The organism is Cyanobium sp. BA20m-14 (assembly GCF_024346295.1).
The window spans coordinates 1-11,579 of record NZ_JAGQCR010000088.1 but is presented as its reverse complement, the minus strand read 5'-3'; the positions used below and the strand labels follow the sequence as shown (position 1 = coordinate 11,579).

Below are 11,579 nucleotides of genomic sequence, written 5' to 3'. Positions count from 1 at the left end.
GTGAAGGGTCCCTTCAACGACCCCCGTTCCACCGATTTGATCCGTGCCATGGCCGGCGAAGTGGCCAAAACCCTGGTGGGCCGCAAATGAACCGCAACCGCACCAACCCCACACACTTGACCATCCGCACAGCCTGGAGGCCGGCCTCCCTGGTGCTCCTGGCCGTCCTGGCCGCTCCCGCCGCCGCCCTGGCCCAGCCCGCCCCCGTCGTGCTGCGTCCCCAGAGCGTGGCCCCCCTGCCCGGGGGCCTGGATCGGGTGCTGCTGGTGAATGACAACAATCCCGAGCTGATTCGCGAGCCCGGGATCCTGCTTTCCACTTTCCCCGGCGCCGGTCGCGGCGTGCCTGCAGCCCACCTGGATGTGGCGCTGAACGGCCGCTTCGACCTGTTCAGCCACCACGTTTCTGCGGGCAAGCCGGAGAGCCTCGACTCCACCCTTTGGCTGGCGGTGCTGGCCGCTCCCCGCGGCCCCGGGCCCGTGACCCTGAAGCTGCTGGCTGGCTCGACGGCCCTCTCCCAAGCAATGGATCCCGGCCAGGCCGGCGCCCCCTTCCTGCCCCTGCCAGCCCTGATGGTTCAGGGCACTACGCCGGTGTGGGCCGGCCCCGGCAGCCGCGTGGCCACCGAATTACTGGCCCGCCAGCGCAGCCCCGAGCTGCCCGCCAGCTGGACCCTGACCCCGGGCGCTCCCACCACCTTGATCGTGTTGCCCCTGCCGGTGCGGGGCCTGGACCCCCTGCTCAACGGCCGCAACCTGCAGCTGCGGCTAGAGAGCTCGGCCCCCGTGAGCCTGGCCACCCTGGCGGCCTTCGGCCGGGGCAATGAGCCGCCGGCCGCCTCTAGCTGGGCCGCCCTGCTGGAGGGGGGCCTCAGCCCCCGCGAGCACAGCCCCACCCCGCGGGGCAGCAAGGGGGGGATGGTGTACTCGCGGGTTAGTGGGGTGCAGGTGGGCAGCGTCTGGCGCAGCCGCATTACAGATCCAGGCAAGAGCTGGCTGAGCGTGAGCCGGGCACCGATCTCCTGGCCGATCAGCAGCCTGGAGCGGGGCAGCCTCGGCAGCGGCCAGGTGCAGACCGCCGAGCTGCAGGCCTTCTACCCAGGCACCGCCTGGGCCGCCCACGGCAACTACGGCGTCGAATACGACCTCAGCATTCCGCTCCGCAACGACACGACCAAGCCGGTGGCCCTGCAGCTGGCCCTGGAATCACCGCTCAAGGGCGATGCCGCCAGCGGCGGCCTGCGCTTCAAAAGCATTAGCGGCAGCACAAGTGGCAGTCGGCCGGTGATGTTCCGCGGCACGGTGGAGGTGACGGGCCTCGATGGCGCCAGCCCGGGCAGCCGGCCCCTTGGCCGGCGCAGCTTCCATTTGGTGCAGCGGGCTGGTGAACCCAGCCCCGCCTTCGGCACCATCAGCTTGGCGCCAGGGGCCAGCCGCCAGCTGCAGGTGCGGCTGATCTATCCGGCCGATGCCACCCCGCCCCAGGTACTCAGCCTGTTGCCACTCCCAGATCCAGCTGTTAATCCAGCTGTGAAGCCAGCTGTGAACCCAGCTGTGAACCCAGCTGTGAAACAATCCGAATCAACTCCAGCCACTCGTCCGTGACGCCAGTCCGCAAGCGCAGGGTCTTCCCATTCACCCAGGTCGTCGGGCAGGAGGAGATGAAGCTGGCCCTACTGCTCAACGTGATCGATCCCCGCATCGGCGGCGTGATGATCATGGGCGACCGGGGCACGGGTAAATCGACCACGATCCGGGCCCTAGCCGACCTGCTGCCCGAGATCGATGTGGTGGCCGGCGACCTATACAACAGCTCCCCGGTTGACCCCGACCTGCAGAGCGCCGAGGTGCGCGCCCGGGCCGAGAAGGGAGAGGAGCTGCCGGTGGAGCCCCGCCAGGTGCCGATGGTGGACCTGCCCCTGGGCGCCACGGAAGATCGCCTCTGCGGCACCATCGACATCGAGAAGGCCCTCAGCGAGGGCGTGCGCGCCTTTGAACCTGGCCTGCTGGCCAAGGCCAACCGCGGCCTGCTCTACGTGGATGAGGTGAACCTGCTCGACGACCACCTGGTGGACGTGCTGCTGGATTCAGCCGCCTCCGGCTGGAACACGGTGGAGCGCGAAGGGGTAAGTGTGCGCCACCCGGCCCGCTTCGTGCTGATCGGCTCCGGCAACCCGGAGGAGGGGGAGCTACGGCCCCAGCTGCTCGATCGCTTCGGCATGAGCGTGGAGGTGCGCACCGTGCGGGATCCAGAGCTGCGGGTGCAGGTGGTGGATCAGCGCACCGCCTTCGACAGCGATCCAGACGGCTTCAACAACGCCGTGCAAACCACCCAGGACGCCCTGCAGGTGCGGGTGGTGGCGGCCCAACAACTGCTCAATCAGGTGCAGCTCGACGACGACCTGCGGCTGCGGATCAGCGCCGTCTGCGGTGAGCTGGATGTGGATGGGCTGCGCGGCGACATCGTCACCAACCGGGCCGCCCGGGCCCGGGCGGCCTTCGAGGGTCGCACTGAGGTGGACGAAAACGACGTAGCCCGGGTGGTGGCCTGCTGCCTGCGCCATCGCCTGCGCAAGGACCCTCTGGAAACGATCGACACCGGCGACCGGGTGGTGAAGGTGTTCTGCAAGGTGTTCGAGCGGCCCGACTCCGCCGACCGCAGCGCCTTCGAACTGGCCCTGGCGGGGTGAAGCACCCCATGGCCTCCCGAGCCTCATCTGCTAATTGCTTCAGCAGGGTGATGCTTTTCACCGCCTGTCTCGGCCTGATCCAACTGGCCCCCTCTGCCCGGGCCACGCCCGAGCTGGTGCTACTGATGCGTCATGGCCACAAAGGCCCTGGGGGGTCCAATTACAACCTTTCGGCGCAGGGATTCGAGCGAGCTATAGCGCTGGCCTCCCTGCTGCCGAACTGTTTTGGGCGCCCCAGCCAGATCCGCAGCTTCTATCTCGATCCCATTTCCAGCAAGAACGCCCGCAGTTACCAGACGGCCGTGCCTCTAGCGGTTGCTACCGGCGTAGACATCGCCATCGACCTCGCCTCCCGCGAGGATTCTTTCCGGTCAGGCCAACAAATTCTCACCGATCCGACCGTGGCGGGCGGCAGGGTGGTGCTGTTCTGGGAGCACCGGCGTCTGCCGCAGCTCGCCGCAGGCCTGGGCTGGCCAGCGATGGCGCCGATCGCCGACGACGACTTCGACCAGCTGGTTGTGCTCCGCTTCCGGCCGCCCCTAAAGCAGCCCGAGGTGCGGATCTACAGCCAGGCCCAGCTGCTCGATGGCCAGCAGCGCTGTGAACCAATCCTGGAGCCTCGTCGGCAACCTCGGAGCTGACCATCGCCGGCCCTGCCGTCGTCAGATTTTGCCTCCCCCAATTGTTTGCAACGTTCACCGCCATGCACACCTGTGCCACTCACCGTTCCACCGCCCTGCGGCGGTCTCAGTGGGTAGCAGTTCTGCTGGCCTCCCTAGCCCTGCAGCAAACATGCTTGGCCGCCAAGGCCGAACCGGCAGCAGCGGAGCTCCAACTCGACCAGCGCCGACTGGCCGCAATCGCTGGCCTCCCTCCAGCGCCCGGCAGTGCCGCGGAAGCGGCGGATCTGGCGATCCTGGAGTGGCTGCAGCGCTTCCGAAGCCCGGAGATCGTGGCCACCACCTGGCTGCTACTAGACCGCGACCTCAATGTCTTCAGCAGCGCTGTGGGCACTGAGCTCGGCAAAGCCACGCCAATGCTCAGCGCAGGTCTACACGCGTTCATGGCGCCGGTGAACAGCGCCTATAGGGGGATCAAGCAAAAACAGGACCGCATCCGTCCCTACATCGCCCACCCTGGGCTGGAGCCCTGTCTGCCACGGGAGGACACCGGCTCCTTCCCCTCTGGACACGCCGTGTGGTTCCGGACCACAGCCGAGCTGCTCGCTGATCTGCTTCCCGAGCGTCGCGACCGCCTGCATCACGGAGGCCGCCAGGGTGGAGCCAACCGGGTGCTTTGCGGGGTGCATTACCCCTCCGATGTGGAGGCAGGCCAGCGCCTCGGTGCCGACGCCGCCCTGCAGATCGTGGCAAGTCCCCAGTGGCGGGCCTTCCGTCAGGATCCGGTGCTACAAGCGGAGCTCGAATTGCTGCGGGCAGTTCCAGCCAAGGCCCTGCCGCCGATGCTGCGCTGATCCATGATTATCCTCGGCATCGATCCCGGCCTGGCCCGCGTTGGCTATGGGGTGATCGAGGTTGAGGAGCGCCGCGGGGGCGCCCAGCACCTGCTCGACTGCGGCATCATTCGCACCGAACCGGGCCGCAGCGAGGGCGAGCGGATGGTGGAGATCGCCCGCGACCTGCGGGTACTGATCCGCACCTGGAAGCCCCAGCTGGCGGTGGTGGAGAAGTTTTTCTTCTACCGCTCCAGCACCACAATCTCGGTGGTCCAGGCCCGGGGCGTGCTGATGATGACCCTGGCTCGCTTTGGCGTGGCGGTGGTGGAGTTTCCGCCGATGCAGATCAAGCAGGCCCTCACCGGCCATGGCCACGCCCAGAAAGATGAGGTGCTCGAAGCGGTGATGCGCGAGCTCAACCTCGACACCCCGCCCCGCCCCGACGACGCCGCCGATGCCCTGGCGGCGGCCCTCACGGGCTGGTTCCAGCGATGAGCGCCAGCGGCGGAGCCACCAAGGCGAGCCTGCGCCGCCACTTCCGGGCCCTGCGCCAAAGCCTGCTCGAGGGTGTGGAAGGCGCGATCGTGGCCCAGGCCCGCCGGCACATTCCCGCCCTTGTGCCCGCCGGCCGTGCCCTGGGCCTCTACTGGCCCCTTCCCGGCGAGGTCGACCTGCGGGAGCTGGAAACCCTGCTGCCTGGCCGGCTGGCCCTGCCTGCGATCACGGCAGACCCGCGGGATCCAAGCGCCCGGTTGGTCTACCGGCCCTGGCGTGGCGGCGACCCCCTGGAGCCCGATGGCTGCGGCATTCCGGCACCGCTGGCCGGCGCTGGGGAGCTGCCAGCCGAGGCGCTCGGTTTGCTGCTGGTTCCAGCCCTGGCCTTCGATGCGGTGGGCATCCGCCTGGGCTATGGCGGTGGCTGGTATGACCGGTTGCGGGCGGACCCGGCCTGGGCCCAGGTGCCGGCAGTGGCGGTGCTGCCGCGGGGCTGCCGGGTGGAGCGCCTGCCCCGCGATCCCTGGGATGTGCCCCTCCAGGGCTGGCTGGATGAGGACGGCCTGGCCTGGCTGGACTGGTGAATGGGAAGAGTTGTTGACAAAGGCTTTACGGGGGCCGCAGTCGACTTCGCTCCTTGCCAAGATCAATTCACCGAACTGTCCCTGATTTGGACCTGTCTGCCTCCCGCTTCGCAGCCAACACCTTTTCAGCCAAATCCTGTGCAGCCAAATCCGTCTCGGCCCCGGAGCAGGTGCTGGCCGCCGAACTTCAAAATCGCGGCCAGAGCAACGACGCCCTCTCGATGATGGTGAGCTCGATGGTGCGGATGGTCCAGGCGGGCAAAAGCAGCGATAGTCGTTGGCAAGCCTCCTGATCCCGTGATGCGCCTGCGCCTCCTGCCAGCCTTGCTGTTCCTTGGCGTAGCGGCTGCGGCCCTGAGCCAGGCACCGGCCCTGGGCCATTCAATCGAAAGCAGCTTGGAGCGGGTCAGCAGCCTCACCGACCAACTGGTGCTCGAGAGCCGTTTCGGCAATGGCCAGCCCGCCGCCGATGCGGTGGTGCGCCTGATCCCGCCTGGCGGTCAGCCGATTGAGCTGGGCCGCACCGACGCCCTTGGCCAGCTGCGCTTCCAGGCGCCCCAGGACGCCACCGCCTACTGGGAGGTGCAGGTAGACCAGGGACCCGGTCACCGCGATTACCTGGAGCTGCCTGGCAAGGTTCCCTCAGGCCTGGCTCCGGCGGGCAAGCCCGGCAGCCAACCCCTGCAGCAGCTCTCCGATGGCCTGGGTGTGGGCCTGGGCCTACTGGGCCTCAGCACCATCGGTGGGGTGATGGCCTGGCGTCAACGGCACCGGCCAGATCACAGCCCAGATCACCTCCCAGATCGCAATTGATGGCCGCCCCCACGGGCAGTCCCGCCCTGGACCACATCGTTGAACGCCTGGCCGGCACCGCGGACCCCAGGCGCCGCTACGAATATGTACTCTGGCTGGCCAAGAAGCTCGCCCCCTTACCTGAGGAGTACCGCAACGAAGCCTTCAAGGTGAAGGGCTGCGTCTCCCAGGTGTTTGTAGTAGGGGAGTTGGTCAACGGCACCCTTCACTGGCGCGGCGATTCAGACGCCGCCATCACCAAGGGGCTGCTGGCCCTGCTGATCGAAGGCCTGGAGGGGCTGACGCCAGAGCAAGCGGCAGGAATCGATCCGGCCTTCATCGCCGCCACCGGCCTGCAGACCAGCCTGACGCCGTCGCGGGCAAACGGCTTCCTCAACATCCTGCTGAAAATGCAGGCCCAGGCCCAATGCCTGGCAGCCTGACACCCTCGGTGCAACGGATTTCTAGGATCGCCGTTCCGCAATCCCCCAGCGCATGACCATCGGCATCGGCTTGCTCGGGCTCGGCACGGTGGGGGCAGGCGTGGCGGCCATCCTGGCGAGCCCGGAGGGGCGCCATCCGCTGGTGGCAGAGCTGGCCCTGCGCCGGGTGGCGGTGCGCGACCTGGCCCGCCCACGGCCGGTGGGCCTGGCGAGCGACCTGCTGACCACAGATCCCACGGAAGTGATCGAAGACCCTGCCGTCGAGATCGTGGTGGAGGTGATGGGCGGCCTGGAGCCTGCCCGCTCCCTGATCCTGCAGGCAATCGCCGCCGGCAAGCCGGTGGTGACCGCAAACAAGGCGGTGATCGCCCGTTACGGCGAGGAGATCGCCGCGGCCGCCGCCGCCCATGGCGTGTACGTGTTGATCGAGGCCGCTGTGGGCGGAGGCATTCCAATCATCGAACCGCTCAAGCAATCCCTCGGCGCAAACCGCATCCAGCGGGTCAGCGGCATCATCAACGGCACCACCAACTACATCCTCAGCCGCATGGCGGCCGAGGGAGCGGCCTACGCCGAGGTACTGGCCGATGCCCAGCGCCTGGGCTACGCGGAAGCCGATCCCGCAGCTGATGTGCAGGGGGGGGATGCGGCCGACAAGATCGCCATCCTGGCCGGCCTGGCCTACGGCGGCAGCGTGCCCCGGGACGCCATCCCCACCGAGGGCATCGACCAGCTCGACGCCCGCGATGTGGCCTATGCGGCCCAGCTGGGCTTTGTGGTGAAGCTGCTGGCAGTCGCCGAGGCAATGCCTAATGAAGTGGCTATGCCCAGTGGCGGTGGGCAGGCCGAGCAGCTGCTGGATGTGCGGGTCCATGCCACCTTGCTGCCCAAGGCCCATCCCCTGGCCGGGGTTAATGGTGTCAACAACGCAATCCTGGTGGAAGGGGATCCGGTCGGTGAAGTGATGTTTTACGGACCCGGAGCAGGGGCCGGGCCGACGGCATCGGCCGTCGTGGCCGACATCCTCAACATCGCCGGCATCCGCCAGGTGATCCACCAGATGGGCAACCAGTTGGGAAACCAGTTGGGTAGTGGCGGCCAAGCCCCCCTCGATCCGCTGCTGGCGGCCGGCAGCTGGCGCCCCTGCCGCCTGGTCGACAGCGCCATCACCAAACATCGCAACTACGTGCGGCTGCGCACCGGCGACCATGCGGGTGTGATCGGCAAGATCGGCACCTGCTTCGGGGAAGCGGGGGTATCGATCCAGTCGATCGTGCAGTTCGAAACCCAGAGCGCCGGCGACGCCGAAATCGTGGTGATCACCCACGAGGTGTGCGAAGCCAACTTCCGCCAGGCCCTGGCCAGGATTACCGCCCTCAGCGACGTCCACGCCGTGGCCGCCTGTCTCCGCACCCTCTAGGCCTGGCAGTGGTCAGGTCTGCAAATCGCCACCTGCCCTGGCCAGCGAGGCCCGCGGCAAGCCACAGTGGCCCCATCAATCGAAAGCAATCCTTAAGCTTCTCCGCTGGTTCGCTCCGTAAAAGTCTTTTATGACCAGTACCACTTTTATGACCACTACCACCTGCTCCCCCAACTCGGCCGACCTTCACCAAGGAGCCTGCGTCCAGCTGGGCAGTGATGAGCAGCTCTATCAAGTGATCGGCATCGACCACCACCACGACCGCTGCTGGCTGCGCCGCTGGCCCCTGACCCGCCAGGGCTCGGAAGTCTTTGAAATTTCACTGCAGAACGTCAGCCTGGCCGCGCCCCATCGGTCTTGAATGACCTCTACTTGGATGGCCCCCATCTGACGGCCGCCCCTTGCCCCGCGCCCTGCGGCTGATTAAGTCGCTGATCCAGTCGCCAATCAAAAAAAACCTGGCCCAGCCCCTCCCCCTGGCCCTGTTGATTGGCAGCCTGGGGCTGGGGCTTCTCCTCTCCAGCTGTAGGGCCCCCAGGCCCAGCCATGAGGGGATCAAGCGCCTGGTGGTTGCCAGCAAAAACCGGGTCGACACTGTCGATCCAGCCGGGGGCTACACCTTCGGAGCCATGCAGCTTTTGAGCGCGATCGGCGATCCGCTCTATGCCATCAATGCCCGCGGCCAGCTGGAGCCGCGCCTGGCGCTAGCCCCGCCCCAAGTCAGTGCCGATGGGCTGACGGCCCGGGTGGAGCTGCGCCAGGGCGTGCGCTTCCACGACGGCACGCCCTTCAACGCTGCGGCCATGGTGTTCACCCTGGAGCGCTTCCTGGCGATCGGCAAGCTGAGTTATCTGCTGGGGGATCGGGTGAGCGGGGTACGGGCCGTGGGGCCCTACACGCTCGAGCTGACCCTCAAGCGCCCCTTCAGCGCCCTGGCAGAGCTGCTCAGCGCCGTCAACCTCACGCCCCTCTCGCCCAGCGCCTACCGCAATCACCGCAAGAGCTTCCTCAACGACCGCTTCGTCGGCACAGGGCCCTACCGGCTCAGCTTCTTCACCAACCAGCAGCAGCGGCTGGAGCCCTTCGCCGGCTACTGGGGAGCCAGAGCGGCCAACGGCGGCATCGACCTGGTGTCCCTCAGTAATTCCACTGCCCTGTTCGGCGCCCTGCAGAGCGGCGAAGTGGACGTGTTGCTCTCCACCAGCCTGGAGATCGACCAGCAGGCGGCCCTACGCCGCAGCGCCACGGCAGGCAAGCTGCAGGAGGGCAGCGGGCCAGCCCTGGAGATCGGCTATCTCACCCTGCTCACCGACCAGCCGCCCCTCAACGATCCCCGGCTGCGCCAGGCCGTGGCCTACAGCCTCGATCGGGCCACCATCAGCCGCCGGGTCACCCTCGGCCTGCGACCGCCGCTGCGGGATCTGGTGCCCCCCAGCCTCAAGGGCTCCGACCCCACCGCCTGGCCCAGCTACAGCCCGGCCCGGGCCCGCGCCCTCTACCGCCAGGCCGGCTACTGCCAGGGCAAGCGGCTCAGCCTGCCGCTCACCTTCCGCTCCAACATTCCCGCTGACCGGATGTTTGCCCTGACCTGGCAGGCCCAGCTGCGCCAAGATCTGGGCGACTGCGTCGAGCTCGAGGTGACCGGCATGGAGGCCACCACCGCCTACCGCCAGCTGGGGGAGGGAGCCTTCCCGCTGATCCTGTTGGAGTGGATGGGCGACTTCCCCGATGCCGACAACTACCTGGTGCCCCTGCTGGGCTGTGAGGAGGCCCGCGGTGAGCGCTGTCTCAAGGGGGCCAGCGCCGCCAGTGGCAGTTTCTGGGCCAAACCAGGGCTGCAGCAGGAGCTGGAGCGCAGTGCCTCCCTGACCGGCCCCGCCCGGGCCACCCAGCTGCGCCGCATCCAGCGCCAAACCGCCGCTGCCAACCCCTACCTGCCGGTCTGGCTGGTGGCACCCAGGGCCTGGGCCCAGCGGAATGTCAGCCAGCCCCGTTTCGACGGCTCCGGCCGGCTGCTCCTGCAGGAGCTCAACAAGCCATGAGCCGCCGTCGCGCCCTGCTGCGCTACCTGGCCGCCCGGCTTGCCCTGGCGCCACTGATGCTCTGGCTGATCGCCAGCCTGGTTTTCCTGCTGCTGCGGCTGGCTCCGGGCGATCCGATCGATGCCCTGCTAGGCACCCGCGCCCCCGAGAGCGCCCGGGCCGCCCTGCGGGCCCAACTGGGGCTGGATCAGCCCTTACTGCAGCAATACGGCTCCTTCCTGGGCAAGCTGCTACATGGCGATCTGGGGGCCTCGCTCACCAATCAGGAGCCGGTGACTGCCGTGATCCAGCAGAGCTTGCCGGCCTCCCTGGAGCTGGGGGTGGTGGCATTGCTGCTGGCCGCCGTGGTCGGGCTGGCGGTGGGCTTCTCCGGCATCGCCCGGCCCGAGGGCCGCCTCGATCTGGCGGGCAGGCTCTATGGCATCGGCACCTATGCCCTGCCACCCTTCTGGGCGGCGATGGTGGTGCAGCTGGTGTTTGCGGTGTGGCTGGGCTGGCTGCCGGTGGGGGGCCGCTTCCCGCCCACCCTGCTGCCACCGGAAGGCAGCGGCTTCTACCTATTTGACAGCCTGCGCTCAGGCCTGGCCACGGGCCAATGGCAGCTGCTGGCCGGCAGTGTGCGGCACCTAGTGCTACCGGCGGCCACCCTGGGCCTGCTGCTGAGCGGCATCTTCGCCAATGCCTTGCGGCTCAACCTGCGCCGCACCCTGGGCTCCGACTATGTGGAGGCGGCCCGCAGCCGCGGCCTGGGCGAAGCCCGGGTGGTGCTGCTCCATGCCCTGCCCAACGCCCTGCTGCCGGTGCTGACAATCACGGGCATCACGGTGGCATCGCTGATCGGCGGCGCCCTGCTGATCGAGGTCACCTACTCCTGGCCAGGCATCGCCTTCCGGCTGCAGGAAGCGATCAGCCAGCGCGACTACCCATTGGTGCAGGGGATTGTCGTGGTGGTGGCTGGCCTGGTGGTGCTGGTGACGGTGGTGGTGGACCTGGTGGTGGCCATACTGGATCCCCGCATCAGCTTCTGAGCTCAGGGCTCCGGAATCCGCTGTCTCCAACGGCGGGCCTGGCCGCCGTCGAGCACGTAGGCCTGCACGCCCTCCTGGTCACGAAGCTGGGGCGAAAGCAAGCTGGGCTGCTCCATACCCTGGAGAAATTCAGTGGTGAGGTTGAGCAAAAGGGCCTGCACCTTGAGCGGCGCGATGCCCACCAGCTCCTCTCCCAGTTGAAACAGGGCCTCGCCCCGGCTTTCAATCCGCACTGGCGAAAAATGGCTGGCTCCCTCCACCAGCACCAGCCGGCTGCGGGGGTGGCGGGCCCGGGCGAACACCACCAACTGCTCCTGAACAGGGGGGGTGACCAGATCCAGGCTGCCTCCCACCAGCAGCACCGGCACATTGAGATCCTGCAGCCCCCGGTAGGGCCAGAGCAGGCTGCCAAAACCATTGAAAGCCACCACCCCCAGCAGCGGGGTGGGCTGGGAAACCTGCGCGAGCCCCGGTGCGGCGCTGGCCGCCCCATCCCCGATGATCCCGGGCAGCTGGCACTGCATCAGCCGCGAGAGGTTGGCAAGCGGCAACGAAACCATGGCCAGCTCACAGCGCCGGGCCAAACCCCGTTCCGGCACCAGCCCAGCAGCCATCAGCGCCGTCAAGCCC

Annotated in this window: 13 protein-coding genes and 1 pseudogene; 13 read left to right on the top strand and 1 reads right to left on the bottom strand. The window is 68.0% G+C overall.

Translation table 11 applies throughout. The features are described 5' to 3' along the window. The first annotated feature begins 116 nt into the window (after window positions 1-116). From KBZ07_RS09660 to KBZ07_RS09600, 13 genes are all read left to right on the top strand, one after another. On the top strand, window positions 117-1,604 hold the full coding sequence (locus KBZ07_RS09660) for a DUF3370 domain-containing protein (RefSeq protein ID WP_396124002.1): 1,488 nt from the start codon (window positions 117-119) through the stop codon (window positions 1,602-1,604). Beyond that, the gene (bchI, locus tag KBZ07_RS09655) at window positions 1,601-2,689 is read left to right on the top strand and encodes a magnesium chelatase ATPase subunit I (RefSeq protein ID WP_254931416.1); all 1,089 of its coding nucleotides are present in this window, start codon (window positions 1,601-1,603) and stop codon (window positions 2,687-2,689) included. The genes KBZ07_RS09660 and bchI overlap by 4 nt, the downstream gene beginning before the upstream one ends. Before the next feature lie 50 nt (window positions 2,690-2,739). Continuing rightward, window positions 2,740-3,330, top strand: coding sequence for a hypothetical protein (locus KBZ07_RS09650; RefSeq protein ID WP_254931415.1), 591 nt, complete (start codon window positions 2,740-2,742; stop codon window positions 3,328-3,330). 62 nt (window positions 3,331-3,392) lie between these two features. Next, complete coding sequence (locus KBZ07_RS09645; RefSeq protein ID WP_254931414.1) at window positions 3,393-4,163, top strand: phosphatase PAP2 family protein; 771 nt, start codon at window positions 3,393-3,395, stop codon at window positions 4,161-4,163. A 3-nt stretch (window positions 4,164-4,166) separates the two neighbouring features. After that, window positions 4,167-4,640 (top strand): crossover junction endodeoxyribonuclease RuvC, encoded by a 474-nt coding sequence (gene ruvC / locus KBZ07_RS09640; RefSeq protein ID WP_254931413.1) that lies wholly within the window; start codon window positions 4,167-4,169, stop codon window positions 4,638-4,640. Further along, the gene (locus tag KBZ07_RS09635) at window positions 4,637-5,224 is read left to right on the top strand and encodes a 5-formyltetrahydrofolate cyclo-ligase (RefSeq protein WP_254931412.1); all 588 of its coding nucleotides are present in this window, start codon (window positions 4,637-4,639) and stop codon (window positions 5,222-5,224) included. Before ruvC ends, KBZ07_RS09635 begins: the two co-directional genes overlap by 4 nt. Window positions 5,225-5,310: 86 nt before the next feature. Continuing rightward, a complete protein-coding gene (locus tag KBZ07_RS09630; protein ID WP_254931411.1) occupies window positions 5,311-5,517 on the top strand; it encodes a hypothetical protein in 207 nt (68 codons plus the stop codon). 7 nt (window positions 5,518-5,524) lie between these two features. Beyond that, a complete protein-coding gene (locus tag KBZ07_RS09625; protein WP_254931410.1) occupies window positions 5,525-6,037 on the top strand; it encodes a hypothetical protein in 513 nt (170 codons plus the stop codon). After that, entirely contained in the window at window positions 6,037-6,459 is a 423-nt protein-coding gene (locus tag KBZ07_RS09620) for a SufE family protein (protein ID WP_254931409.1), read from the top strand. Before KBZ07_RS09625 ends, KBZ07_RS09620 begins: the two co-directional genes overlap by 1 nt. A gap of 52 nt (window positions 6,460-6,511) precedes the next feature. Next, window positions 6,512-7,879 (top strand): homoserine dehydrogenase, encoded by a 1,368-nt coding sequence (locus KBZ07_RS09615; protein ID WP_254931408.1) that lies wholly within the window; start codon window positions 6,512-6,514, stop codon window positions 7,877-7,879. A gap of 148 nt (window positions 7,880-8,027) precedes the next feature. Further along, window positions 8,028-8,240, top strand: a complete 213-nt coding sequence (locus KBZ07_RS09610) for a hypothetical protein (protein ID WP_254931407.1) — start codon at window positions 8,028-8,030, stop codon at window positions 8,238-8,240. Window positions 8,241-8,280: 40 nt separating this feature from the next. Beyond that, a complete protein-coding gene (locus KBZ07_RS09605; protein WP_315860155.1) occupies window positions 8,281-9,921 on the top strand; it encodes an ABC transporter substrate-binding protein in 1,641 nt (546 codons plus the stop codon). Beyond that, window positions 9,918-10,949, top strand: a complete 1,032-nt coding sequence (locus KBZ07_RS09600) for an ABC transporter permease (protein WP_254931406.1) — start codon at window positions 9,918-9,920, stop codon at window positions 10,947-10,949. The genes KBZ07_RS09605 and KBZ07_RS09600 overlap by 4 nt, the downstream gene beginning before the upstream one ends. A gap of 2 nt (window positions 10,950-10,951) precedes the next feature. Here the strand turns inward: KBZ07_RS09600 and KBZ07_RS09595 are convergent. Continuing rightward, window positions 10,952-11,579 (bottom strand): annotated as a pseudogene (locus tag KBZ07_RS09595) (alpha/beta hydrolase); the annotation flags it as partial.